The sequence below is a fragment of the Peteryoungia ipomoeae genome (assembly GCF_004912165.1).
In the GTDB taxonomy this organism is placed as follows: domain Bacteria; phylum Pseudomonadota; class Alphaproteobacteria; order Rhizobiales; family Rhizobiaceae; genus Allorhizobium; species Allorhizobium ipomoeae.
Genome location: NZ_STGV01000002.1, coordinates 501,026 through 525,690, shown reverse-complemented (window position 1 = coordinate 525,690; position 24,665 = coordinate 501,026). Strand labels below are relative to the sequence as shown.

Annotated in this window: 22 protein-coding genes; 11 read left to right on the top strand and 11 right to left on the bottom strand. The window is 59.4% G+C overall.

Annotated features, from left to right (window positions below; all coding sequences use genetic code 11):
* Positions 1-42: 42 nt before the first annotated feature.
* The 3 genes from FAA97_RS09005 to FAA97_RS08995 form a co-directional block, all read right to left on the bottom strand.
* Entirely contained in the window at positions 43-501 is a 459-nt protein-coding gene (locus FAA97_RS09005; RefSeq protein WP_136598187.1) for a YbaK/EbsC family protein, read from the bottom strand.
* A gap of 322 nt (positions 502-823) precedes the next feature.
* Positions 824-2,212 carry a dipeptidase gene (locus FAA97_RS09000; protein WP_136598186.1) on the bottom strand — a complete coding sequence of 463 codons (1,389 nt, stop codon included), beginning with the start codon at positions 2,210-2,212 and terminating at the stop codon, positions 824-826.
* A gap of 72 nt (positions 2,213-2,284) precedes the next feature.
* Entirely contained in the window at positions 2,285-2,746 is a 462-nt protein-coding gene (locus FAA97_RS08995) for a MarR family winged helix-turn-helix transcriptional regulator (protein WP_136598331.1), read from the bottom strand.
* Positions 2,747-3,162: 416 nt separating this feature from the next.
* Here FAA97_RS08995 and polA point away from each other — a divergent pair, with 416 nt between their 5' ends.
* The gene (polA, locus tag FAA97_RS08990) at positions 3,163-6,138 is read left to right on the top strand and encodes a DNA polymerase I (protein ID WP_136598185.1); all 2,976 of its coding nucleotides are present in this window, start codon (positions 3,163-3,165) and stop codon (positions 6,136-6,138) included.
* A 63-nt stretch (positions 6,139-6,201) separates the two neighbouring features.
* Positions 6,202-6,996: a 3-oxoadipate enol-lactonase gene (gene pcaD, locus FAA97_RS08985; protein WP_136598184.1), complete on the top strand. Its 795-nt coding sequence runs from the start codon at positions 6,202-6,204 to the stop codon at positions 6,994-6,996.
* Positions 6,997-7,066: 70 nt separating this feature from the next.
* Here pcaD and FAA97_RS08980 read toward each other — a convergent pair whose 3' ends face one another.
* From FAA97_RS08980 to mepA, 6 genes are all read right to left on the bottom strand, one after another.
* On the bottom strand, positions 7,067-7,702 hold the full coding sequence (locus FAA97_RS08980; RefSeq protein ID WP_069042601.1) for a 2,3-bisphosphoglycerate-dependent phosphoglycerate mutase: 636 nt from the start codon (positions 7,700-7,702) through the stop codon (positions 7,067-7,069).
* Positions 7,703-7,723: 21 nt separating this feature from the next.
* Positions 7,724-8,548, bottom strand: coding sequence for a 4-hydroxy-tetrahydrodipicolinate reductase (gene dapB, locus FAA97_RS08975; protein WP_136598183.1), 825 nt, complete (start codon positions 8,546-8,548; stop codon positions 7,724-7,726).
* 12 nt (positions 8,549-8,560) lie between these two features.
* Positions 8,561-10,414, bottom strand: a complete 1,854-nt coding sequence (locus FAA97_RS08970) for an ABC transporter ATP-binding protein (protein WP_136598182.1) — start codon at positions 10,412-10,414, stop codon at positions 8,561-8,563.
* 35 nt (positions 10,415-10,449) lie between these two features.
* Positions 10,450-11,490: a glucokinase gene (locus FAA97_RS08965; RefSeq protein ID WP_136598181.1), complete on the bottom strand. Its 1,041-nt coding sequence runs from the start codon at positions 11,488-11,490 to the stop codon at positions 10,450-10,452.
* Positions 11,491-11,516: 26 nt separating this feature from the next.
* Positions 11,517-11,897: a methylglyoxal synthase gene (locus FAA97_RS08960; protein ID WP_136598180.1), complete on the bottom strand. Its 381-nt coding sequence runs from the start codon at positions 11,895-11,897 to the stop codon at positions 11,517-11,519.
* Positions 11,898-11,986: 89 nt separating this feature from the next.
* A complete protein-coding gene (gene mepA / locus FAA97_RS08955; protein ID WP_425467411.1) occupies positions 11,987-13,024 on the bottom strand; it encodes a penicillin-insensitive murein endopeptidase in 1,038 nt (345 codons plus the stop codon).
* A 203-nt stretch (positions 13,025-13,227) separates the two neighbouring features.
* Here mepA and FAA97_RS08950 point away from each other — a divergent pair, with 203 nt between their 5' ends.
* The 9 genes from FAA97_RS08950 (at position 13,228) to FAA97_RS21065 (ending at position 22,624) form a co-directional block, all read left to right on the top strand.
* The gene (locus FAA97_RS08950; protein ID WP_136598179.1) at positions 13,228-15,066 is read left to right on the top strand and encodes an extracellular solute-binding protein; all 1,839 of its coding nucleotides are present in this window, start codon (positions 13,228-13,230) and stop codon (positions 15,064-15,066) included.
* A 143-nt stretch (positions 15,067-15,209) separates the two neighbouring features.
* Positions 15,210-16,304, top strand: coding sequence for a microcin C ABC transporter permease YejB (locus FAA97_RS08945; RefSeq protein WP_136598178.1), 1,095 nt, complete (start codon positions 15,210-15,212; stop codon positions 16,302-16,304).
* A complete protein-coding gene (locus FAA97_RS08940) occupies positions 16,304-17,443 on the top strand; it encodes an ABC transporter permease (protein ID WP_136598177.1) in 1,140 nt (379 codons plus the stop codon). The genes FAA97_RS08945 and FAA97_RS08940 overlap by 1 nt, the downstream gene beginning before the upstream one ends.
* Complete coding sequence (locus tag FAA97_RS08935) at positions 17,440-19,071, top strand: ABC transporter ATP-binding protein (RefSeq protein ID WP_136598176.1); 1,632 nt, start codon at positions 17,440-17,442, stop codon at positions 19,069-19,071. Before FAA97_RS08940 ends, FAA97_RS08935 begins: the two co-directional genes overlap by 4 nt.
* A 13-nt stretch (positions 19,072-19,084) precedes the next feature.
* A complete protein-coding gene (locus FAA97_RS08930) occupies positions 19,085-20,047 on the top strand; it encodes a 2-hydroxyacid dehydrogenase (protein ID WP_136598329.1) in 963 nt (320 codons plus the stop codon).
* A gap of 87 nt (positions 20,048-20,134) precedes the next feature.
* Positions 20,135-20,410 carry a hypothetical protein gene (locus tag FAA97_RS08925; protein WP_136598175.1) on the top strand — a complete coding sequence of 92 codons (276 nt, stop codon included), beginning with the start codon at positions 20,135-20,137 and terminating at the stop codon, positions 20,408-20,410.
* 115 nt (positions 20,411-20,525) lie between these two features.
* Entirely contained in the window at positions 20,526-21,830 is a 1,305-nt protein-coding gene (gene pncB, locus FAA97_RS08920; RefSeq protein ID WP_136598174.1) for a nicotinate phosphoribosyltransferase, read from the top strand.
* A 97-nt stretch (positions 21,831-21,927) separates the two neighbouring features.
* Entirely contained in the window at positions 21,928-22,389 is a 462-nt protein-coding gene (locus tag FAA97_RS08915; protein ID WP_136598173.1) for an SRPBCC family protein, read from the top strand.
* A 73-nt stretch (positions 22,390-22,462) separates the two neighbouring features.
* On the top strand, positions 22,463-22,624 hold the full coding sequence (locus FAA97_RS21065; protein WP_168800947.1) for a hypothetical protein: 162 nt from the start codon (positions 22,463-22,465) through the stop codon (positions 22,622-22,624).
* A gap of 27 nt (positions 22,625-22,651) precedes the next feature.
* Here the strand turns inward: FAA97_RS21065 and FAA97_RS08910 are convergent, their stop codons facing one another.
* Positions 22,652-23,638: a type II secretion system F family protein gene (locus tag FAA97_RS08910; protein WP_136598172.1), complete on the bottom strand. Its 987-nt coding sequence runs from the start codon at positions 23,636-23,638 to the stop codon at positions 22,652-22,654.
* A gap of 9 nt (positions 23,639-23,647) precedes the next feature.
* Positions 23,648-24,661, bottom strand: a complete 1,014-nt coding sequence (locus FAA97_RS08905; protein WP_136598171.1) for a type II secretion system F family protein — start codon at positions 24,659-24,661, stop codon at positions 23,648-23,650.
* Positions 24,662-24,665: the final 4 nt, after the last annotated feature.

Here is a 24,665-nt window from a genome sequence, read left to right as displayed (position 1 = left end):
TAAGGGGGCGTTAAGCAGAAGCGAAGCTGTTGCGTGCCCGGATTACTGGCAGAGATCGACCCATTCCGCATCCACCAGATCCGCTAGTCGCAAAGGAGCAATGCGTACCGCCGCGTTGGTCGCTCCGGCGGCCGGAAGCACTTCGTCGAAGGCGCGAAGGGACAGGTCACAATAGGTTTTGATCGGCTGCGGCAAACCGAAGGGGCAGACGCCGCCGACCGGGTGGCCGGTCATGGCGACGACGAGGTCGGCGTCCACCATGCGCGGTTTCACGCCGAAGCGATCCTTGAACTTGCGATTGTCCAGCCGGCGCGTGCCCGCGGTCACGACGAGCGCGAGCTCTTCCCCGATGCGCACGCAAATGGTTTTGGCGATCTGGTTTGGTTCGACGTCATGCGCCTCTGCCGCAAGGGCAACGGTCGCCGAACTCGTCTCGGTCACAAGAACCGAGATGTCGGGGGCGTGTGCTTGGAAGTAAGTCCGGACGGATTCGAGGCTCATGGCGCAAGGCTAGACCATGACAATGATCGCCTTCAACCTCAAATCCTGCGACAAGGAGTTGAAATGTTCTTCGCGGCTCCCCACCTAGGGATCACCAGGCGAGGGAGTGCGGTTTCGCTAAATCAGTAGAAACCCAATCCGGTTAACCGGTTGTTAATCATCCGAGGAGATCATGTGTCTCACGGATGATGACTGCTTCGGTAGACCGGCATCCCGATAATCGCATGGCACGCTTTCGCCCCTGACCACGGATGTACTGGCAGGATCGCGTTGAAGCGTAAAGGAAAGGCCGGTTTTTGACCGGCCTTTTTGCTTTTTTGCCTTAACTGTTGGCGAGCGCATCAAGGATGCGGATCCACGAGCGAATACCCTTGTGATAGGAATTCAGATCGTACTTCTCGTTCGGCGAGTGAATGCGATCGTCCGTCAGGCCGAACCCGACCAGCAGCGAATCCATGCCGAGCATTTTCTGGAAGTCGCCGACGATCGGGATTGAGCCGCCCATGCCGATGATGACGGCTGGCTTCGGCCATTCGTCCGATAGCGCGTTTTTCGCCTTGGTCAGGACCGGCGAGTCGTAAGACAGCTGAATGGCTGGTGATCCGCCGTGTTCGTGGAAGTCCACCGAGCAATCGGCCGGGATCCGGCTGCGGACGAATGCCCGGAAGCTTTCGCGCACCTTCGCTGGATCCTGTGTACCGACGAGGCGGAAGGAAATCTTGGCCGATGCCTTGGCGGCGATGACAGTCTTGAAGCCTTCACCAGTATAACCGCCGATTATGCCGTTAACCTCTGCCGTCGGTCGCGCCCAGGTCAGTTCTAGGACCGAGCGACCTTGTTCGCCCGACGGTATGGAAAGGCCGACTTCACCGAGGAAGCTTTCTGCAGTGCGGCCGAGGCTCTCCCAGGACGCCTTGATGTTGGCCGGGGTCTCTTCAACGCCGTCGTAGAAACCGGGCAAGGTCACTTTGCCGGTCTCGTCGTGCAGATCGGCCAGGATTTTGGTCAGGATGTGGACCGGATTGGCAGCAGCGCCGCCAAACAGGCCGGAATGCAGGTCGCGATCGGCGGCGGTGATCGTGACTTCTTCTCCCACCAATCCGCGTAGCGCTGCAGCGATGGCCGGTGTCTCTCGATCCCACATGCTCGTGTCGCAGACGAGCGCGAAATCGGCCTTGAGTTCAGCCGCATTGGCTTCCAGGAAAGGCTTCAGGGAGGGGGAGCCAGATTCTTCTTCGCCTTCGAAAAGAATGGTGATCTTCACCGGCAGCGAACCCTTGACGGCTTTATAAGCGCGGCAGGCTTCCACGAATGTCAGAAGCTGGCCCTTGTCATCAGACGTGCCGCGACCGGTGATGACCTCATGCCCCTCCTTGGTCTTGATGGCGGGCGCAAACGGATCGTCTTCCCAAAGATTGAGAGGATCGACCGGCTGCACGTCGTAGTGTCCGTAAAACAGAGCATGCGGGGCATCTTCGCGCTCCGCTGCATGATGGGCGACAACCATGGGATGGCCGGGCGTGTCGCGCAGCGAGGCATCAAAACCAAGATCTGCCAGCTCCTTCACCAGCCATTCACCCGCCTTGCGGCAATCCGCTTTATAGGCTGGATCCGTCGAGATCGAGGGAATGCGTACCAGGTCGAAAAGTCGCTCAAGACATTGCGGCAGCGCCTCGTCGGCTTTTGCCAAAATGGGGGAGAGATCCGTCATGTCATTATCCTGCAGAATTGAAATCGCTGCGGACGATAGTGCAATCGGTCCGTCGTTTCGAGGCTGCAGACCTCACAATTTTTCTGAAGAGTGATTAAGCGGTCGCAAGCGCCGTGTGTTCTTAATGGCGCAGCGAATATATTCTTTGAGCAGTTCGCGCTCGAACCGCCGAAAGCCGGCGAAGACGATGTCTTCCGCCTCGTCGATGGCAGCGGTGGCTCCCTCGCGAAAATCCCGAGACTTGGGCGTCAGGAAAATCTGCTGTGCTCTGCGATCCCGAGGATGCGGTCTGCGCTCGATCAAGCCATCGCGCTCCATGCGCGCCAGTGTGTTGGCAATCGTCGCCTGCTCGACTTCTACGCGGTCCAGAAGCTGGCGCTGTGTCAGGCCCTCTTCTTTCCAGAGTTCTGTCAGGATTGGAAACTGGCCGGAAGAAAAACCGAGGCCAGAAGCTGTTTCCTGGAGGGCACGACTAAAGCTGCGCGCGAATTGCATCGCCAGTGTCAGACCCGTGTCTTCATGTTTCATCGTCATGAGAAAAACTTCGATGCCGGTGATCTTGGCAAGAACATAGCAGGCGATGGGTTTCGCCAAGCTGACCATGGACAGGCTGTCCTGAATGATTTTGCCGAAGCCGCCGCAGCAAAAGGCGGGGGCTGCTGCGACGGCTCCGGAAAATTGGGACAAAGGCCCGGAGAGGGGGATAAGGCCCTTGTCCAGTCTGAAGCGGCGGGGGACGAGCCTCTTTCAGACTTCGGCGTGATCAGTCGCCGATGACTAGGAATTGTGGAGCCGAATGCGGTTTTTCAAGGGAAACCCAGATTACAATTCGGTAAGCTTTTCGTGAGCGGTTGCTGTTTCACGTTTTAGGCGTAGCCGGCGGTAGGATTTCGAGGCGGCACCGAGAACGCTCATGGACGTTTGCAGCGCTCCGCGCTATCCATGCCGACATGAAAAAAGGCGATCATCTCTTTCTCGTTGACGGCTCGGGTTTCATCTTCCGCGCCTTCCACGCCATTCCGGCGCTCAACCGCAAATCGGACGGTCTGCCCGTCAACGCGGTTTCGGGCTTCTGCAACATGTTGTGGAAGCTGTTGCGCGATGCGCGCAACACCGATGTCGGGGTGACGCCGACGCATCTGGCGGTCATCTTCGATTATTCGTCGACGACCTTCCGCAAGGAAATCTATCCGCTTTACAAGGCCAATCGCTCGGCCCCGCCGGAAGATCTGATCCCGCAATTCGGCCTGATCCGCCATGCTACCCGCGCCTTCAATCTCCCCTGTATCGAGACGGAAGGCTTCGAGGCCGACGATATCATCGCGACCTATGCCCGCAAAGCCGAAGCGGTGGGCGCCGATGTTACCATCGTCTCGTCCGACAAGGACCTGATGCAGCTCGTCACGTCGAACGTGCATATGTACGATGCGATGAAGGACAAGCAGATCGGTATTCCTGACGTCATAGAGAAGTGGGGTGTTCCGCCGGAGAAGATGATCGATCTGCAGGCACTGACGGGCGATTCGACGGACAACGTTCCGGGCATTCCCGGTATCGGCCCGAAGACGGCGGCCCAGCTGCTTGAAGAGTTCGGTGACCTAGAAACCCTGCTTACCCGCGCCGGCGAAATCAAGCAGGTCAAGCGCCGCGAAAACATCGTCGCCAATGCCGAGCTTGCCCGCGTCTCGCGACAGCTCGTCGAACTGCGCACCGACGTGCCGCTGGACATGGATCTCGAAGCACTCGTGCTGGAGCCGCAGAACGGCCCGAAGCTGATCGCCTTCCTGAAGGCCATGGAATTCACCACGCTGACCCGCCGTGTCGCCGAAGTTTGCGACTGCGATGCGGGTGCGATCGATCCGGCAGTCGTGCCGGTCGAATGGGGCGATGCTGCCCGCGGTCCCGATCTCGATGCCGGCGAAACGCCAGCGGCATCCACTTCACCGAATTCGGCGACAACCGTTGCCGCCTCGGCCGCCGGGCCCGACGGCACAACGCCCGCCGATCTCGCAGCGAACCGCGCCAATGCTTTTGCCGGTAAGCCGATAGACACCAGCGCCTACGTGACCATCCGCGATTTCGAGACGCTGGAACTCTGGATCAAGGCAGCCCGCGAAACCGGTCTTGTCGCCTTCGACACCGAAACCACCTCGCTTGACCCGATGCAAGCCGAACTCGTCGGCGTGTCGATCGCCATCCAGGACAATGTGCTGTCGCCCGGCTCGAGCGATATCCGCGCCGCCTACATCCCGCTCGCGCACAAGACGGGTGTTGGCGATCTCCTGGGTGGAGGCCCCGCCGAGGGACAGATCCCGATGAAGGAGGCGCTCGCTGCCCTCAAGGACCTGCTGGAGGATGCGTCGGTCCTGAAAGTCGCGCAGAACCTGAAATACGACTATCTGGTAATGAAGCGCCACGGCATCGTCATGCAGTCCTTCGATGATACGATGCTGCTGTCCTATGTGCTGGATGCCGGCAAGGGCAACCACGGTATGGACGGCCTCTCGGAGAAGTGGCTCGGGCACACGCCGATCCCGTACAAGGACGTCGCCGGCTCGGGCAAATCCTCTGTCACCTTTGATCTGGTCGATATCGATCGCGCAACCGCCTACGCGGCCGAAGATGCGGATGTCACGCTCCGGCTCTGGCTGGTACTGAAGCCGAGGCTTGCGGCGGAAGGCCTGACCCGAATTTACGAGCGTTTGGAACGCCCGTTGGTTCCCGTGCTCGCCCATATGGAAGAGCGTGGCATCACCGTCGACCGTCAGATCCTCTCGCGGCTATCAGGCGAACTCGCCCAGAAGGCCGCCGCTGCCGAAGACGAGATCTACGAACTTGCCGGGGAACGCTTCAACGTCGGCTCGCCGAAGCAGCTTGGCGACATCCTGTTCGGCAGGATGGGGCTTCCCGGCGGCTCGAAGACCAAGACAGGCCAATGGTCCACCTCCGCGCAGGTGCTCGAAGATCTTGCCGCAGAGGGCGCGCCGCTGCCGCGCAAGATCGTCGACTGGCGCCAGCTCACCAAGCTGAAGTCCACCTACACCGATGCGCTGCCCGGCTACATTCATCCGCAGACCAAGCGCGTCCACACCGGCTATTCGCTGGCTTCGACAACCACCGGTCGCCTGTCGTCCTCCGAGCCGAACCTGCAGAACATTCCGGTCCGCACCGCCGAAGGCCGAAAGATCCGCACGGCCTTCATTTCGACGCCCGGCCACAAGCTGCTCTCGGCCGACTACAGCCAGATTGAACTGCGCGTGCTGGCGCACGTTGCCGAGATCGCGCAGTTGCGCCAAGCCTTTGCCGACGGCGTCGACATTCATGCGATGACGGCGTCGGAAATGTTCGGCGTGCCGGTAGAAGGCATGCCGTCGGATGTCCGGCGCCGTGCAAAGGCGATCAACTTCGGCATCATCTACGGCATCTCCGCATTCGGCCTCGCCAACCAGCTGAGCATCGAGCGCTCGGAAGCTGGCGACTACATCAAGAGGTATTTCGAGCGCTTCCCCGGCATCAAGGACTACATGGAGAGCACCAAGGCCTTCGCCCGTGAGCATGGCTATGTAGAAACCATTTTCGGACGTCGAGCGCATTATCCCGACATCAAGTCGTCCAACCCGTCGATGCGCGCCTTCAACGAGCGGGCAGCAATCAACGCGCCCATCCAGGGCTCGGCCGCCGACATCATTCGGCGCGCCATGATCCAGATCGAGCCGGCTCTCGCCGCTGCCGGTCTGTCCGAGCGTGTCCGCATGCTTCTGCAGGTGCATGACGAACTGATCTTCGAAGTGGAAGACGATGCTGTCGAGACCGCGATGCCGGTTATCGTCGACATCATGGAAAATGCAGCCATGCCAGCCGTTTCGATGCGCGTCCCACTGAAGGTCGACGCCCGCGCCGCGCATAACTGGGATGAGGCGCACTGAGAATTTCCGGCTTCGGCCGGTTGAGAGAACAAGGGGCTGCTTCGGCCCAAAGGAGTATGAGATTTGGCCTTCAAGACCATCAACGGCAATGTCGTCCACTATGAGCTGATCGGCGAGGCGAAAGCCAAGAATCTGATCGTCTTTTCCAATGGGCTCGGCACCGACTTTCGCATCTGGCTGCCGCTCTTCGACGAGCTTGGCGATGATGTGTCTGTGCTGCTTTATGACAGCCGCGGCCACGGCCTTTCCGGCGGCGCCGACAAACCTTTCGGCATGGCCGATCTGGTCTCGGATCTCGCCGGTCTCTGCGACGAACTCGGCATCCGCAAGGCGACCTTCTGCGGTCTCTCCGTCGGTGGCCTCGTCTGCCAGGGCCTCTGGCAGGAACGGCCGGATCTGTTCCGCAAGCTCATTCTGTGCGACACCGCTCCCCGCATCGGCACGGCCGAGATCTGGGCAGAGCGCATCGCCGGCATTGAGAAAAATGGATTGGAAAGCGCCGCAGACAGCTCGATGGCACGCTGGTTCACACCGGCCTTCCACGAAGACCGCGCCGATGAACTGGCAGGCTACCGCGTGATGATGATGCGCCAGTCCCTGTCTGGCTATCTCTCGACATGCGCTGCGCTCCGCGACACGGATTTCTCCGATGTCTTGCCGACCATCACGGTTCCCACGCTCTTCGTTGTCGGCGATCAGGACGGCTCGACGCCGCCCGCCACCGTCGAGGCCGGCTCGAAGCTCGTCCCCGGTGCCCGTTTCGAGGTGATCGATGACTGCGCCCATATCCCTTCGGTCGAGCAGCCGGAAGCGCTTGCCGATCTGATCCAGGGTTTCATGCGCAAGCAAGTAAACTAAAGAATAGTCACTGAAAATGCAGAAGCCGCCCCGTGGGCGGCTTCCTTCATTTCCGGGGCAATCTCTGCGGTCAGTGGGCGGCGGACATGTCGCCTAGCACTTCCTTCGAAGCAACGGTCGAATCGGCGTTGAGCTTGTAGACCATGGGAACGCCGGTCGCGAGATTGACCCCAAGGATCTGCTCCTTGGTCAGCTTATCCAGCACCATGACGAGCGAACGCAGCGAATTCCCATGCGCCGCAACCAGCACCTTCTCGCCGCGCAGAACACGGGGCAGAATCTCGGTCATGTAGTAAGGCCAGACGCGCGCGCCGGTATCGCGCAGGCTTTCGCCGCCCGGCGGCGGAATGTCGTAGGAACGGCGCCAGATATGCACCTGTTCTTCGCCCCACTTGGCGCGGGCATCGTCCTTGTTGAGGCCGGAAAGGTCGCCGTAGTCGCGCTCATTTAGAGCCTCGTCCTTGATTGTCTCAAGACCGGTCTGACCGACATTTTCGAGGATGATGTTGCAGGTCTTTTGTGCACGGGTGAGGACGGACGTGAAAGCGATGTCGAACTTGATGCCGTAGTCGGCCAGCGCCTTGCCGCCGGCATTGGCTTCCTGCACGCCAAGCTCCGTCAGGTCCGGATCACGCCAGCCGGTAAACAGGTTCTTCAGGTTCCAGTCGCTCTGGCCATGGCGCACGAGCACGAGTGTACCGGTCATCGACAATTCCTCTCTTGACGATCAGGGGGTGGAGTTGAGCCCGAGTACATCGAGCATGGTATAGCGGCCGGGCTTTTTGTCCCGAGCCCAGACGGCAGCCTTCAGCGCGCCGCGGGCGAAAAGCGAACGGTCGGCGGCGCTGTGCGAGAGGGTGACGATCTCACCTTCGCTGGCAAACAGCACGGAATGCTCGCCAATCACAGAGCCGCCCCTCAGGGTGGCGAAACCAATGCTGCCCTCTTCGCGCGCGCCGGTGTGTCCGTCACGCACCCGCACGGAATGCTCGGCAAGCGAAACGCCACGGCCTTCGGCGGCAGCTTCCCCGAGAAGCAGTGCCGTGCCCGAGGGCGCGTCGACCTTGTGTCTGTGGTGCATTTCAAGCACCTCGATATCCCATCCCGAAGCTTCCAGCGCCTGGGCCGCCTGTTTAACGAGAACGGAGAGCAGGTTGACACCAAGGCTCATATTGCCGGACTTAACCACGCGCGCATGGCGCGCTGCCGCGTCGATCTTTTCTTCGTGCTCCGCCAGGCATCCGGTGGTTCCGATGATGTGAACGATGCGGGCCTGCGCTGCGAGTGCTGCGAATTCGACTGTTGCCGCGGGTGACGTGAAGTCAATCACCCCTTCGGCCTCCAGGAAGGCCTGCAGCGGATCGTCGGTTACGGGAACGCCAAGCGCCGGCACACCGGCAAGCTCTCCGGCATCGCGACCGAGAGCCGGAGACCCCGCCCGCTCGACAGCAGCATGCAGTGCCAGGCCCGGTGTTTCGCTGATTAGGCGGATCAGGGTCTTACCCATCCGGCCACCGGCCCCAACCACAACGAGCTTCATCGGCGTATTCATGCTTGATCGTCCCTAGATGGAGATTGGGCCGTTCGGGGCGGCCTGCAGATTGTTGAGGCGAGCGTAAAGACCGCCTGATTGCTGCGCAAGACTTTCATGCGTGCCTTGTTCCACGACCTGGCCCGCTTGCATGACAATGATCTTGTCGGCGTTGACGACGGTCGAAAGGCGATGCGCGATCACAATCACGGTGCGTCCCGCCATGGCAGCGTCGAGCGCTTGCTGTACCAGGGCCTCCGATTCCGTATCGAGCGCGGAGGTCGCTTCGTCCAGCAGGAGGATCGGCGCATTGCGCACCAGCGCGCGGGCGATCGAGAGGCGCTGTCTCTGGCCGCCGGACAGTGTCACGCCGTTTTCGCCGACAGGCGTGTCGTAGCCCAGCGGCTGAGCAAGGATGAAATCGTGGGCATTGGCGAGGCGCGCCGCCTCCTCGACCTCGCCGTCCGTCGCCTCAGGCCGGCCGTAGCGGATGTTGTCGCGAATGGTTCCCTCGAAGAGATAGGGTTGTTGCGATACATAGGCGATATGCTGGCGAAGGGAGGTTTTGGTGACGTCGGCGATATTCTGTCCGTCAATGACGATCTCGCCTTCCATCGGATCATAGAAGCGCGGAACAAGCGTGATCACCGTCGACTTGCCGGCCCCCGAAGGCCCGACAAGCGCGGTCGTCTTGCCGCCCTCTGCCACGAAGCTGACATTGCGCAGCACAGGCGGGTTATCGCCGTAGCCAAAGGTGACATTGCGGAACTCGATGCGCGCGTTGCTTGCCTCGAACGACCCGGCACCCTGCTTGTCGCGCTGATGCGGCTGCGTGTCGAGGATTTCGTAAATCATCTGCGCATTGACGGCCGCGCGCTCCATCTGGACCTGAAGCTTTGCCAAACGTTTGGCCGGTTCATAGGCAAGCAGAAGCGCGGTGACGAAGGAGAAGAAGGAGCCCGGCAATACCCCGCCGTAAATCGCCTGATAGGCGGCATAGGCCATCACCCCGGCAATTGAGAAGCCCGCCAGCGACTCGGTCAACGGACCATTGCGTTCGCTCAGCCGTGCGATCCGGTTGGAACGTTTCTCCGCAGCTTCGATGGTCGCCTGGATCTTGCCTGCCAAGACGGGCTCCATGGTGAAGGCCTTGACGATGGCGATACCCTGGACGGTTTCCTGCATCGCACCGAGCACATGCGCGTTGAGGATGACGGCGTCCTTTGTGACTGTACGCAGGCGTTTGGAAATGTACCGCAGACCCAGCAAGAGAGGTGGAGCGACAGTAAAGACGATCATCGATAGGACGATGTCTTGATAAAACATCACCCCAAGCAAGGCGATGAGCGTCACGAGATCGCGGGCAAGCGAGGTGACGGTGAGGTTCAACACGTCGCGGATGCCGTTGATGTTCTGGTTGATCTGGGCCGCGAGCCGACCCGAGCGGGCCTCACTGAAATAGCCGACCGACAGGCTCATGAGATGGTTGAAAAGCCGGGTCTGGTAGCGCGCAACGATATTGTTGCCGATCTTGGCAAGGGTGACAGCCTGTCCGTAGCCCGCAAGTCCGCGGATCACGAAGGCGACAAAGATTGATCCGCAGATGAGCCAGACCAGATCGGCACGGCGATTGGCAAAGGCCTCGTTGATGACGGCTTCCATGATCCATGCCGTAAAGGCCGTCGTTGCCGCCACCGTCAGCAGACACAGGATCGCAAAGGCATAGCCGCGCACATGTTCGCGTCCGTTTTCAGCGATGACCCTGCGCAGGATATCACTGATCCTGTCGGTTTCGGGTTTGGAGGCGTTGGTCGCTGTCAAGAAAGTTATCCCTGCCCGTTGCTGTCGCGGCGCCGAACCCGGCGCCGCCGCTCTATAGCCAGTCATGGCCTGTTTGGCCATAGCAGCAGGGTCAAGGGCGCCTAAGCCCAGTGACGACCGTCCGTGGAAAGGCCGAAGGCGTCGGGATCGAGCGCAAAGGCTGCAAGGCCATGCAGGGCGGCCTGCGGATGCGTGACGACAAACGTCGCTATGCCTTGCAGCACGGCCTGATGCGGCGCTTTGTCTTCAAACGCCTTGCGGAACGCGCCGCTTTGCAGGGCCGGCAGGATTTTCGGCGAAATGCCGCCGGCGAGGAAGACACCACCCTTGGCCATGAAGATCAGGGCAAGGTCGCCTGCAACGCGGCCGAGATAGGTGGCAAACAGCTCAAGCGCTTCAGAAGCCAGGCCATCGCTTCCCGCAAGTCCGGCAGCCGAGACTTGTGCGGGTTCATCGAACGCAGGCGTGCGGTTGCCTTCCGCCTTGCACAAGGCGCGATAGATGTTCATCAGACCGCGACCGGACAGGAGCTCCTCGGCAGAAATGCGGCCAAGCGTGGCGTTGATGTCGTGCACCGGCGTGAGATGCGGCCAGATCTGATAGTCTCGCGCCGTCCGTGGCCCGACATCCACATGGCCGCCTTCACCGGGTACGGGAAACCACATATCCCGCGCCCTGACGAGACCGGCCACTCCCAGCCCGGTGCCGGGACCGAGAACAACACGCGAAGCCGAAGGCGCTTCTCCGATCGGGCCAAGGGGCTGGCAATCCTTCGGCTGCAGGGTGGCAGCGGCAAGCGCCTGCGCCTCGAAATCATTCAGAAGCAGCACTTCGCTGAAGCCAAGGTCAGCCATCAATACCTTTGGCCGAACCACCCAGGGGCAATTGGTGAGGGGGACCTCATCACCTTTGATCGGGCCGGCCAGAGCGAGAATCAGCGATTTCGGCTTGTGGCTGGACGTCGACAGCACCGAGAGCCGGATTGCTTCGTCAATCGTTGAGAAGTTCCTGTTGACCACATCGGGAAAGCGAACGGTCTCGCCACTCTCGTCGACAATGATCGAGAAGCGGGCATTGGTGCCGCCGATATCGCCGATCAGGATGGGGAATGGGAGCTTCTGGTTGGGGCGTGTCTCTGCCATTGTCTGTCCGGTCGTTGGCCGCTGCCTCAGGCAGTCAGGGTCTGCATCACGATTTCGGCTGTCGCCAGATTGAGTGCCATCGGTATGTCGTAGACAGTCGCAAGCCTCATCAGTGCCTTGACATCAACATCATGCGGCATGGGGGTCAAGGGATCGACGAAGAAGATCAGCATGTCGACCTCGCCTGTCGATATCAAGGCGCCGATCTGTTGGTCGCCGCCAAGAGGACCGCTTTTCAGCCGCGTCACGTCGAGTTCCGGGCAGGCATCCTTGATCCGCCCGCCGGTTGTGCCTGTGGCGACGATCCGCCATTGAAGAAGCTTTGCAACGTGGCGCGTTGCAAAACTCGCCATCTCATCCTTCATCTGGTCGTGTGCGATGAGGGCGATGCAGGGGACACGGGTCATGGCAGGCGACTGGCCTCTTTAAATCGATTTGATCTTTCGTTTAGACCAGCTGGACGCTGTTGGAAAGACGCAGCATTGTAGTCCTGCTCTCACAAGCCGGTCGGTCTGGGTGGCGGAACCGGAACCCAGGCAGGCAACTCGAACGCGCCACCGGCTGTGGCTGGGGCAGGCGGTGCCGCGTAGGCGTTGGTCGTTGGCAAGGCGCCTTCACCACCGGAAGTCCGGAAGGTTGCTTCCATCTCGTTGCGGGCATCAAGAGAAAGCACGGTCGAGCACGCCTTGGGCAATGCGGAAAGCCCCATGGGTTTTGGCGGTGGCGGTGGCTTTTTGTTCGGATCCTTTTTGGGGGCCGCCCAGGGTTCCTTAGTGAACCACCAGGCAAGCGACTTGTCGCAGCCATCGCCCGGCGCAACTGCGGCCTGTGGCTGGCAACCGGCGGCACCGTCCGGACATTTGATGCGGATATGAAAGTGCGCGTCGTGACCATAGATCGGGCGGATCTTGCCGAGGACCGCTCTGTTGCCCGTCCACGTGTCGCAGAGTTTCTTCTTGATGGCCGGATTGACGAAAACGCGCTCCACCTGCGGATAGCTGGCCGCCTGCACGACCACCTGGGCATGGGTCGCGGTCCAGCGCCGTCTGTCGACCGTCAGAAACTTGCTCTCATCGAGCATGGACGTGAAGGGCATATCTTCCCGCTGCTGCGGGCTGAGCGGCTGAGCGGGTTTCGGGGTGAACCAGATATCGGCATCAAGTCCGATCTGGTGCGAGGCGTGACCGGAGAGCATTGGGCCGCCACGCGGCTGCGAGATGTCGCCAATCAGGATTCCGGACCCCCACCCCAAAGCGACGGCATCCCTGGAAAAGCGCTCCAGAAGCGCAATCATTTGCGGATGGCCCCAGCGCCGGTTGCGTGAGAGGCGCATGGCTTGCCAGGTCGGCCCATCCGTTGGAATGGCAACCGCACCGGAAATGCACCCCTTGGCATAGGAGCCGAAGGGAGAGGGGGCAGCCCGGCTCGGCAGCTTCATTCCGCCAAAAAGTTCTTTGGCCGGCGGGGCCTCTGCGACCACGCTCTCCACGAGCACGGCAGAAATCGCTGCCGAAAGAAGGACGATGCGAGACATCCCCCGCATCCAGTTGATTGCAATCATCGTCAAAGCTGTCCTCGGTGACCGGCAATGCGCGCCAGTGGAATCACGCGACCATCCTATCCTGAATGGTGATCGTGGTGAATCGAGGAAAGGCAATAGGCTCACTTCTGTGTCAACAGTCTGTATTTTGCCGCGATTTCCCCTATCCTGAACCTAGTTGAAATATGGGGGTACTCATGACCTTGGCCAAACGTTTCGTCTTCGCAGCCGTGGGGATTCTGGCTTGCGGCATGGCCGGCGCTGTCTTGGCAGAGCAGCCGATATGGCGGCATGCTCTGTCGGTTATTGAGGCGCCAAAGTATGAGCAGGGTTTTGAAAAGTTCAAATACGTGAACTCGGCGGCGCCAAAAGGTGGGACGTTGAATTTGTCTGCGACGGGTACTTTCGACAGCTTCAATCCGGTCCTCGACAAAGGTGAGTTGGCGGCAGGTCTAGCGCCGCGGGCATCCCGGGTCACGGAAACGCTGATGAAGCCGTCGATGGATGAGGTCGACGCGGAATATGGCCTACTAGCGGAAGCCGTCGCCTATCCCGACGATGTCTCCTATGCCAAGTTTCGCCTGCGCACCGAGGCAAAATGGGCGGATGGTATGCCCGTCACCCCTGAAGACGTGATCTTCAGTTTCGAGAAGTTCAAGGATCTCAACCCGCAATATTCTATCTACTACGCCCATGTGGTCGAGGCGAAGAAGACCGGCGACCGTGAGGTCACCTTCACCTTTGACGAAAAGAATAACCGGGAACTGCCCATGATTGTCGGGCAACTCGATATCGTTCCCAAACACTGGTGGACAGCCAACGGCCCTGACGGCAAGCCACGTGATATCTCCCGGACAACGCTCGAGCCTATCCTGGGCTCTGGGCCCTACAAGATCAAATCCTTCCGGCCAGGAGCAACGATCCAGTACGAACTTCGCGACGACTATTGGGGCAAGGATCTGAACGTCAATATCGGCTACAACAACTTTGCCACGCAGACCTACACCTATTTTGCGGACCTTGATGTCGAGTTCGAGGCGTTCCGATCAGGGAGCATCGATTTCTGGGCCGAGAATTCGGCCATGCGGTGGGCGAGGTCCTATGATTTCCCGGCCGTCACAGACGGCAGGGTCAAGCGGGAGGTGCTGGATAACAGCTACAAGACATCAGGTGTTCTCGTCGGCTTCATCGCCAATACCCGCCGGGAGATTTTCAAGGATCTGCGCGTTCGCAAGGCGCTGAATTACGCCTTTGACTTCGAAGAGTTGAACCGGACCATATTCTTTGACCAGTACCAGCGGATAGACAGCTATTTTTACGGCTCCGAACTCGCCTCGTCGGGCGCGCCAAGCGGAAAAGAGCTGGAGATCCTGAAATCGCTTGGCGACGCGGTCCCGCAGGAGGTGCTCACCGCCCCCTACCAGAATCCTGTGGCCGGCGACGGCGCCAAACTGCGTGACAACCTTCGCAAGGCTTTGGCGCTGCTGAAGGAAGCGGGCTACGAGATTCAAGGCGGCAAAATGGTTCAGGCCTCCAGCGGAAAGCCGCTGCAGTTTGAAATCCTTTTGAATGGACCCACCATCGAGCGCGTGGCATTGCCGTTTGCTGACAACCTGAAGAAAATCGGAATTACCGCCTCTGTTCGAACCGTCGACGCTGCGCAATTTGCCAACCGGGTACGCACCTTCGATTATGACATGGTCTACAATGGCTGGGCCCAAAGCCTTAACCCCGGCAATGAGCAACGAAACTACTGGGCCTCTCAGTCAGTGTCGCGTGAGGGAGCTCAAAACTATGCCGGCATCTCCGATCCGGCAATCGACAAACTGATCGATCAGATCATTTTCGCCAAGGACCGGGAAACGCTGATCCCGACGGTGAAGGCTCTGGATCGCCTGCTTCTCGCAGGCCACTACACGTTGCCGACCTACACTTTGCGTGCCTCACGGATCGCTTATTGGGACAAGTTTGCGCGTCCCGAACTGCCGGAGTATTCGATCGGTTTCCCGGACATATGGTGGGCCAAATCCCCCTGAGCTTCGCCACGGGCTTTGCGCAACCGAATGGACGGTCTAGGAATGAAGATCACGAATCGCTCAACGATGGAGGCATTCTGCTTGGCTGATGGAATGGGGCTGCGCCCGGATACAAAACGGACTGCCGTGACGGAGCGCCTGGCATGACAGCATACATTCTGCGCCGCCTGCTTTTGATGATCCCGACCATCGTCGGCATCATGGCGATTTCCTTCATCGTGGTGCAGTTCGCCCCCGGTGGTCCCGTGGAGCAGGTGATTGCCCAGCTCAGCGGCCAGGGCGACAGTGCCGATGCCCGCCTGTCGGGCGGTGGCGACATGTTCGGCCAGCAATCAGGCATCGAAGAAAGCGGTTCCCGCTATCGCGGCGCGCAAGGCCTGGACCCTGATCTCATTGCCAAGCTCGAACAGCAGTTCGGCTTCGATAAGCCGCCGCTTCAGCGCTTCGGTGAAATGCTGTGGAATTACAGTCGCTTCGATTTCGGCGAGAGCTTTTTCCGCAATACGTCCGTTATTGACCTGATCATCGAGAAGATGCCGGTTTCCATTTCGCTCGGCATCTGGGTGCTTCTGATTTCCTACGCCATCTCGATACCCCTTGGTATCCGCAAGGCGGTCAAGGATGGATCGAGTTTCGATGTCTGGACCTCAGGTGTCATCGTCATCGGCTATGCTGTCCCGAGCTTCCTGTTTGGCATCCTGCTGATCGTGCTTTTTGCCGGCGGGTCCTTCTTCGACTGGTTCCCGCTGCGCGGGCTGACGTCTGACAATTTTGCAGAGCTCTCCTGGTGGCAGAAGATCCTGGATTATTTCTGGCATCTTGCCTTGCCACTGACCGCGCTTCTGTTGTCGGCCTTCGCCACCACGACGTTGCTGACCAAGAACTCGTTCATTGATGAGATCAAGAAGCAATATGTCGTGACCGCCCGCGCCAAGGGGCTGGGCGAACGGCAGGTGCTTTACGGCCACGTGTTCCGCAATGCGATGCTGATCGTGATCGCCGGCATGCCGGGCGCCTTCATTTCGGCATTCTTCACGGGCTCGCTGTTGATCGAGAATATCTTCTCGCTCGATGGCCTCGGCCGCCTCGGCTATCTCGCCATCGTCAACAGGGACTATCCGATCGTTTTCGCCACGCTTTATATTTTCTCGCTGATGGGTCTCGTGATCAGTCTGGTTTCCGACCTGATCTACACGTGGATCGATCCACGCATCGACTTCGAACGGAGGGACGTGTGATGTCTGCGACAGACACTGCGGTCGTCCCCGCTCCAGAGAAGCGTCCATTCCTTTCGCCAACAAACCGCCGACGTCTCGAGAATTTCAAGGCGAACCGCCGCGGCTTCTGGTCGCTATGGATCTTCTTGGCGCTCTTCCTTCTCAGCCTTGGGGCTGAGTTCATCGCCAATGACAAGCCGATTGTGGCCTCCTACAAGGGGGAAATCCTCTTCCCTGTGCTTGTCGACTATCCGGAGGAAAAATTCGGCGGCTTTCTGGCACTCACCGATTATCGCTCGTCCTTCATCGCCGATGAAATCAATGCCAATGGCTGGATGATCTGGCCGCCAATCCGCTATTCCTACCGCACGGTCAATTCCGAAATACCGCAATCGGCACCGACGCCGCCTTTCTGGCTTATGGACAAGGAAACACGCTGCTCGGCCTATCCGCTGAAAGCTGCGGATCCCAACTGCGTGCTTGGCAACATGAACTGGTTGGGCACCGATGATCAGGCCAGAGATGTGACAGCCCGGATGATCTACGGCTTCCGGATTTCGATCCTGTTCGGTCTGGCGCTGACGCTGGCGTCAGCTGTCATCGGCGTGTCCGCAGGGGCGGTTCAGGGCTATTTCGGTGGCTGGACGGATCTCCTCATGCAGCGTTTCATCGAGATCTGGTCGTCGCTGCCGGTCCTCTACATCCTGTTGATCATAGCAGCAATTCTGCCGCCGGGCTTCTTCGTGCTGCTTGGCATCATGCTGCTCTTCTCGTGGGTCGGCTTCGTCGGCATCGTCCGCGCGGAATTTTTGCGTGCGCGGAATTTCGAGTATGTGAACGCTGCGCGGGCCTTGGGCGTTGGCAACTGGACGATCATGTATCGCCACCTCCTTCCCAATGCCATGGTGGCCACGCTGACCTTCCTGCCGTTCATCCTGTCAGGATCGATCACGACATTGACTTCGCTCGACTTCCTCGGCTTCGGCATGCCGCCCGGCTCCCCTTCGCTCGGAGAACTGATCGCCCAGGGCAAGCGAAACCTGCAGGCGCCATGGCTCGGCCTCACTGCCTTCTTCACCATGTCGATCATGCTGTCGCTCCTGATCTTCATCGGCGAAGCCGTGCGGGATGCCTTTGATCCGCGAAAGACTTTCCGATGACAGAAAAACCACTTCTCTCCGTGCGCGATCTTTCTGTTGCCTTTCACCAGGGTGGACGAGAAAGTCTTGCCGTCGATCGAGTGTCCTTCGATATCGGCAAGGGTGAGATCGTGGCACTGGTGGGCGAATCCGGCTCGGGCAAATCGGTTTCTGCCGCTTCGGTCCTGAAACTTCTCCCCTATCCCTCGGCCAGCCATCCGTCCGGCGAGATCCTGTTCGATGGGCGGGATCTGATGACGTCGAGCGAGGCTGAACTCCGTAAGGTGCGCGGCAACGACATCACGATGATCTTTCAGGAGCCGATGACATCGCTCAATCCGCTCCATACGATCGAGCGACAGATCGGGGAGATCCTTGGGCTGCACCAGGGGCTGACGGGAGCCGCGGCACGATCACGCATTCTGGAACTGTTGAACCAGGTCGGTATCCGTCAGCCGGAAAAGCGTCTCACCGCTTACCCGCATGAACTCTCCGGTGGTCAGCGCCAACGCGTTATGATTGCCATGGCGCTTGCCAACCGGCCGAAGCTTTTGATCGCCGACGAGCCGACGACGGCGCTCGATGTGACTGTTCAGGCGCAGATCCTTGAGCTTCTGGCCAAGCTTAAGACGGAGCATGGCATGTCCATGCTGTTCATCACCCATGATCTTGGCATCGTCCGCAAGTTTGCTGATCGCGTTTGTGTCATGACCAAGGGCCGGATTGTCGAGGCAGGCCTTGTCGAGGAGATCTTCGAGCGACCGCAACATGACTACACCAAGAAGCTTCTCGGGTCGGAGCCGCGCGGCGAGCCGCCGGTCGCCGATCAGACAAAGCCGGTCGTCATGGAGGGCGAGGGCATCAGGGTCTGGTTCCCGATCAAGGCAGGCTTTCTGCGCAAGACCGTCGATCACGTGAAAGCCGTGGATGGTGTGGACCTGACGCTCCGGGCAGGGCAGACGCTGGGCGTCGTGGGGGAATCCGGATCGGGCAAAACGACGCTTGGTCTGGCCTTGGCCCGTCTCATCTCCTCGCGCGGCCGCATCAGCTTTATCGGCAAGGATATCAACAGTTACTCCTATGGCGACATGCGGCCACTGCGCGACAGGCTGCAGATTGTCTTTCAGGATCCGTTTGGCTCGCTCAGCCCCCGCATGTCCGTTGGTGAAATTATCGCCGAGGGATTGAAGGTTCACGAGAAAAGCCTTTCCGCCGATGAACGTGACAAGCGCGTTTGCTGGGCCTTGGAGGAAGTCGGCCTCGATCCGCAAACTCGCTGGCGCTACCCACACGAATTTTCCGGCGGGCAGCGGCAACGCATCGCAATTGCCCGGGCCATGGTGCTGAAGCCGCGCTTTGTCATGCTCGACGAGCCGACCTCGGCCCTCGATATGACGGTGCAGGCGCAGGTCGTCGATCTGTTGCGCGAGCTCCAGGCCCGCCACGACCTCGCCTATCTCTTCATCAGTCACGATCTGAAGGTTGTGAAGGCTCTTGCCAATGATCTGATCGTCATGCGTGCCGGCAAAGTTGTTGAACAGGGCCCAGCAGCGACGATTTTTAATGCACCGAAGCAGGAATACACCCGGGCCCTGATGGCTGCCGCTTTCAGTCTTGAGGCCGTCGAAGCCGGCGGGATCCGTCAATAACGTGAGCATGACAATGGCCGATGCCAATTCCATCATCATAGATTTGAAGTTCAGTCGAGACGAAGTGGTATCTGCGCTGGAAAATGCCTTTCCGGGCAGAACGGTCATAGATATGGGAAATCCTAGCTCGGCATGGCAGGATCTCTCGAAGGCTGCCTATGCGGTGGTCTGGAAACCAGACCCCTTGCTGTTCAAGCGCGCAACAGGGCTGAAGGCGGTTTTCTCCGGTGGCGCTGGCGTGGATCATGTGATGACGACCCCCGATCTGCCGGATGTGCCGGTGGTTCGTTTCGTCGACCGTAGCCTCACCGATCGGATGAGCGAGTGGGTCGTCTGGCAGTGTCTCCATCATCTGCGTCACGGTTTCGTCTATGCCCGCCAGCAGGAGCGCCGCACCTGGGCCGAAGTTAAGCGACAGCCGGAGGCGCGGGATGTCACCGTCGGTGTCATGGGCTTGGGCGTTCTTGGTGCCGATGCCGCGCAGAAGCTGAAGACGATGGGATTCAGTGTCCTCGGTTGGTCTCGGCGCAAGAAGCAACTGGACGGCATTGAAACCTACGACGCTTCCGACCTTGAAGAATTTCTGGCACGCACCGACATCCTTGTGGGGCTTCTGCCATTGACCCCGGAGACGCGGGGCATGTTTGACCGGGCCATATTTGAAAAGCTGAATCGCCATGGCGCACTCGGCGGACCGATCTTTCTCAATGCCGGGCGCGGCGGAAGCCAGGTCGAGTCAGATCTGATCGCCTGCCTGTCGGATGGAACTCTTAAGGCTGCGTCGCTCGATGTCTTTGAACGTGAGCCCCTGGCGGTCGACAGCCCTCTTTGGGCGATGGAGAACGTCGTGGTCACGCCGCACGCCGCAGCAGCGTCTGAAGTGCGCGCACTTTTCCGCCATGTCCAGGAACAGATATCGCGGATTGAGGCGGGGAAGCCGCTGGAGAACATTGTCGACCGTTCGGTCGGTTACTGACCCAACCGGAACAAAGCCCAATTTCTCCCGTTAAACGTGGGAACAGTCCTTGTGAGAGGCCTGACCCACATATGAAGGGAGACTTGGATGAATAGCCGAACCGACCTGCCGGGTACGACAGATCGACGCACACGCGGTCTGAGCCCTGAGCCGATGCCCGCCACAGAGGCCCGTCAGGGCTTTCGTGGCAAACCTGTCCTGATCGTTTTGCTGGTGGGCTTGATTCTTGCGTTGCTGGTCTGGATTCCGGCGGAATGGTGGGGCAATTCCATTGCTCCGGATGAGCCCGCAAACCAGCCGCAAACCGAGACAGCACCCTCACCAGCCGAGAATAGCGCTCAGCCAACCACGACCACGCCGTAAGCGGCGGGCTTCACGGCTGGACAAGCGCAAACTGATTGTCGATAACTTCCAAGGAAGACGGCCGAACCGCTTCGGCCGTCTTGCCGTGGTTCAGCCTCGGAGGGAAGGCTGAGCAATGACGAAGACTGACATCGCGACCCGGGTGTTCAACCACGCCTGGAAACTCGATCCGATAATTCGCAGTCTGATCGACACCGACTTTTACAAGCTTTTGATGTTGCAGATGATCTGGAAACTTTATCCAGATGTCGATGCCACCTTCACTTTGATCAACAGGACAAAGACCGTTCGTCTCGCGGACGAGATTAACGAGCAGGAATTGCGCGATCAACTGGACCATGTCCGATCGCTCCGGCTCACCAAGAAGGAACTCATCTGGCTCGCCGGCAACAGCTTCTACGGTCGGTCCCAAATCTTCGAGCCGGAGTTTCTGGCTTGGCTCAGTACCCTGCAATTGCCGGAATACGAGCTGAAGACCAAGGATGGACAATATGAACTTACCTTCCACGGTTCGTGGATGGAGACAACGCTTTGGGAAATCCCCGCGCTTGCCATCATCAACGAACTTCGCTCGCGCGCCGCGATGAAGTCGCTTGGATACTTCACACTTGATGTTCTCTATGCCCGGGCCAAAGCGAAGATGTGGTCCAAGGTCGAAAGGCTCAGGGAATTGCCGGGCCTTCGCATTTCGGATTTCGGCACCCGACGCCGGCACAGTTTTCTTTGGCAGCGCTGGTGTGTCGAAGCCTTGAAGGAGGGGATCGGTCCAGCCTTCACCGGCACCAGCAATGTATTGCTGGCTATGGATTCAGACCTCGAAGCGGTCGGTACCAATGCCCACGAATTGCCCATGGTTGTCGCGGCGCTGGCCCGCAATGACGAGGAGCTGGCGGCTGCACCCTATCGAGTCCTGAAGGATTGGAACACGTTGTACGGTGGCAATCTGCTGATCGTGCTGCCCGACGCCTATGGCACCGCTTCTTTTTTGCGGCATGCACCCGAATGGGTTGCCGACTGGACAGGTTTTCGGCCCGACAGTGCGCCGCCGATCGAGGGCGGGGAGAAAATCATCGAGTGGTGGCAGAAGATGGGGCGCGATCCGCGCAAGAAGCTTTTGATCTTCTCTGATGGTCTCGATGTCGATGCCATCATCGATACCTACAGGCATTTTGCTGGCCGGGTCAGGATGAGTTTTGGCTGGGGCACCAACCTTACCAATGACTTTGCCGGCTGTGCGCCGAGCGAGATTGCCGGACTGAAGCCCATCTCGATTGTTTGTAAGGTGTCGGAGGCCAATGGCCGTCCGGCAGTCAAGCTGTCTGACAATCCGCGAAAGGCGACGGGCGAGCCGAGTGAAGTCGAGCGATATCTGCGTTTCTTCGGCACTGAGGACCGGGTTGAGCAGGCTGTCCTCGTTTGATCCTGACCATCCGCGCGCTCCAGCGCTTGCATATCGCTGCCAAGCATGCACTTCCTCTAAATGAACGGAAGGGAGCCGTTTGACGGAGGAAAAACTCATGGACATGCAGGGCAGTGAACGCATCGAGGCGCCAATCGAGACCGTGTGGCGAGCGTTAAACGATGTGGAAGTCCTTCGGCAGGCAATACCTGGATGCGAGGCGCTTGAGAAAACTGGAGAGACCAGCATGAGCGCGCGGGTGGTGCTGAAGATTGGGCCGATAAAAGCGAAATTTGACGGTGCCGTCGAGCTTCAGAACCTCAATCCTCCCCATTCCTACACCATCGCCGGAGAGGGCAAGGGAGGACTGGCCGGATTTGCGAAGGGCGGGGCGGACGTCGCGCTTGTCGAAGACGGTCCCGATGCGACGCTCCTCACCTATGAAGTCAAGGCCGAAGTTGGCGGCAAGATTGCCCAGCTTGGCAGCCGGCTGATTGAATCCACATCCAAAAAGCTCGCCGCCGAATTCTTTTCCACCTTTCGAACTGTGGTCGAAGGGAAGCCTCAGGTCACGGGTTGAACCCAGAAAGCCTTGCACAAGCCTGCTGTCAGATGCTCGACCTTACCCGAAATGATTCGGTGGGTAAGGGGACATGATGATGACCGAAGGACCGGACCACTATTTTGAGCAACAGGACATGGCTTTGCAGCTCATGATCCTTGAGAACAAGTCCGATGAATTGACCGACATTCTGGTCGAAGCTTTGCAGGATGCGCTGGAACTCCTGCGTGACGAGCAGGGCACGCTGCACTGATCATCCTCGGCTCCAAGGCCTTGTCGCCTAGAACCGGTCTGAGACCTGAATGCCGGCTGGGCCCAGAATGACGGCAACCAGAACCGGCAGGAAAAACAGGATCATTGGTACGGTCAGTTTTGGTGGCAAGGCGGCTGCCTTCTTTTCCGCTTCGTTCATGCGCTCATCGCGCCCCTCCTGGGCGAGAACGCGCAGCGCTTGCGCAATGGGAGTGCCGTAACGATCAGCCTGTATCAGCGCCTGAACCACGTTCTTGACGCCGTCGAGCTGTGTACGGATGCCGAGGTTTTCAAGCGCCTGGCGGCGATCGGGAAGAAAGGACAGCTCGGCAGTGGTCAGCACCATTTCTTCCGCGAGCTCTGCGGATTGTTCCGCGATTTCGTCAGCCACGCGCCGCATGGCAGCCTCGAGCGAAATGCCCGACTCAACGCATATCAGCATCAGATCGAGAGCATCCGGCCAGGCCCGCTTGATCGATTGCTGCCGTTTGGTCACCTTGTTCGAGACGTAGATATTCGGCAGATAGAACCCGATGTAACCGCCAACGATAACCGCGAGGATGCGGATCGGCATGCCTTTCTCGGCAAGCCCGCCCATGACAAAAACCCATATGCCGGTCAGCGTCAGGGTGGCGAAGGGCAGAAGAAAGCGCGCGGCGAGGTAGGTGTTCAGTGCATTTTGAGAGCGCAGGCCAGCCGACTTCAGTTTGTCGACCGTCTTGTCATCGACCAGTGCCTTGCGCAGGTTGAAGCGCTCGACAATGTTCTTGACGGACTGGTTGTCCGTGGCGCGCAGTGAAGCGCGCCCCTGGGCGGATTCGGCGTTCATCTTGGCGCGTTCCCGCGAGCGGATGATATCCCGTTCGGTCGAGACTGCTCGCATTCGCTTGTTGAGATCGCCCCGTTCGAAATAGGGCACGACGAGCGTGTAGAGCGTGGCAAAGACAGCCAGAGAGACCAGAACGGCTATGATCAGCGCCGGGTCGGTATATTGTGTTGCCCACTGGTCGCCCATGGTCCGTCCTCAGATGTCGAAGTTGATCATGTTGCGCATGACGAGCAGGCCGATACTCATCCAGACCCCTGATACGCCAAGGATCATATGACCACGGGCATCGGTAAACAGGACCATGATGTAGTCCGGAGAGGTTAGATACACGAGCAGGGTCACGATGAAGGGGAGGGCGCCGATAATGGCAGCCGAGGCTTTCGCCTCCATCGAGAGTGCCTGCACCTTCGCCTTCATCTTTTTGCGGTCGCGCAGAACGCGCGACAGATTGCCAAGCGCCTCAGAGAGGTTGCCACCTGCCTGCCCTTGAATGGCAATGACGATGGAAAAGAAACTCACCTCATTCAGCGGCATGGACTGGTGCATGCGAGCCACCGCATCCGGCACACCAAGCCCCAATTGCTGTGATTCAACCACGCGGCGGAACTCGCTCTTGACCGGCTCCTGACCATCTGACGCGATCATGCGGATCGCATCGTTGAGGGGCAGGCCCGATCGGATTGACCGCACCATGACATCAAGCGCGTTGGGAAACTCCTCTAGAAACTGCTTTTGACGGCGCTTGACCAGGAAGCCCAGTATCCAGCGGGGCAATCCCAGTGTCGCGATCACGAAGATCCCGAGCAGCACCAGGGGCTGAAAGCCCGCGAGAAAACTGAAGAGCAGGGCAAAGAGCCCGAAGGCGCCGCTGAAGAGATAGAATTGCACTGGGGTGATTGACAGGTTCGCCTGACCCAGCCGGGCTTTAAGGCTGAGTTCGTTTTGCTTTTTCGTACGCTCAGCCTGCTTCTTTTCCAGTTCTTTCAGGGAGTCCTGTACCGATTTGCGTCGTTTGGATATCTCCTGCACGCGGTCGCGCGCCGCCTTCATGTTGGCTCGGTCAGTTTCCGCGGCCCGGACCTTGTTGATGCGGCTGTTGGTTTTTTTCTCGGTTTCGATACGGGAAAACAGCAGGCCATAGGCGATGGCGCCCGTGGATACCGCAACAAGCGCAACGATCGCGATAACGGTGGGATCGAAGCCGAACATGACG

Excerpts from the sequence above, each read along its gene's own strand:
- FAA97_RS09005 (WP_136598187.1), bottom strand. The coding sequence starts at position 501 with ATGAGCCTCGAATCCGTCCGGACTTACTTCCAAGCACACGCCCCCGAC.
- FAA97_RS09000 (WP_136598186.1), bottom strand. The coding sequence starts at position 2,212 with ATGACGGATCTCTCCCCCATTTTGGCAAAAGCCGACGAGGCGCTGCCG.
- FAA97_RS08995 (WP_136598331.1), bottom strand. The coding sequence starts at position 2,746 with ATGACGATGAAACATGAAGACACGGGTCTGACACTGGCGATGCAATTC.
- polA (WP_136598185.1), top strand. The coding sequence starts at position 3,163 with ATGAAAAAAGGCGATCATCTCTTTCTCGTTGACGGCTCGGGTTTCATC.
- FAA97_RS08980 (WP_069042601.1), bottom strand. The coding sequence starts at position 7,702 with ATGACCGGTACACTCGTGCTCGTGCGCCATGGCCAGAGCGACTGGAAC.
- dapB (WP_136598183.1), bottom strand. The coding sequence starts at position 8,548 with ATGAATACGCCGATGAAGCTCGTTGTGGTTGGGGCCGGTGGCCGGATG.
- FAA97_RS08970 (WP_136598182.1), bottom strand. The coding sequence starts at position 10,414 with ATGACTGGCTATAGAGCGGCGGCGCCGGGTTCGGCGCCGCGACAGCAA.
- FAA97_RS08965 (WP_136598181.1), bottom strand. The coding sequence starts at position 11,490 with ATGGCAGAGACACGCCCCAACCAGAAGCTCCCATTCCCCATCCTGATC.
- FAA97_RS08960 (WP_136598180.1), bottom strand. The coding sequence starts at position 11,897 with ATGACCCGTGTCCCCTGCATCGCCCTCATCGCACACGACCAGATGAAG.
- mepA (WP_425467411.1), bottom strand. The coding sequence starts at position 13,024 with ATGTCTCGCATCGTCCTTCTTTCGGCAGCGATTTCTGCCGTGCTCGTG.
- FAA97_RS08950 (WP_136598179.1), top strand. The coding sequence starts at position 13,228 with ATGACCTTGGCCAAACGTTTCGTCTTCGCAGCCGTGGGGATTCTGGCT.
- FAA97_RS08945 (WP_136598178.1), top strand. The coding sequence starts at position 15,210 with ATGACAGCATACATTCTGCGCCGCCTGCTTTTGATGATCCCGACCATC.
- FAA97_RS08940 (WP_136598177.1), top strand. The coding sequence starts at position 16,304 with ATGTCTGCGACAGACACTGCGGTCGTCCCCGCTCCAGAGAAGCGTCCA.
- FAA97_RS08935 (WP_136598176.1), top strand. The coding sequence starts at position 17,440 with ATGACAGAAAAACCACTTCTCTCCGTGCGCGATCTTTCTGTTGCCTTT.
- FAA97_RS08930 (WP_136598329.1), top strand. The coding sequence starts at position 19,085 with ATGGCCGATGCCAATTCCATCATCATAGATTTGAAGTTCAGTCGAGAC.
- FAA97_RS08925 (WP_136598175.1), top strand. The coding sequence starts at position 20,135 with ATGAATAGCCGAACCGACCTGCCGGGTACGACAGATCGACGCACACGC.
- pncB (WP_136598174.1), top strand. The coding sequence starts at position 20,526 with ATGACGAAGACTGACATCGCGACCCGGGTGTTCAACCACGCCTGGAAA.
- FAA97_RS08915 (WP_136598173.1), top strand. The coding sequence starts at position 21,928 with ATGGACATGCAGGGCAGTGAACGCATCGAGGCGCCAATCGAGACCGTG.
- FAA97_RS21065 (WP_168800947.1), top strand. The coding sequence starts at position 22,463 with ATGATGATGACCGAAGGACCGGACCACTATTTTGAGCAACAGGACATG.
- FAA97_RS08910 (WP_136598172.1), bottom strand. The coding sequence starts at position 23,638 with ATGGGCGACCAGTGGGCAACACAATATACCGACCCGGCGCTGATCATA.
- FAA97_RS08905 (WP_136598171.1), bottom strand. The coding sequence starts at position 24,661 with ATGTTCGGCTTCGATCCCACCGTTATCGCGATCGTTGCGCTTGTTGCG.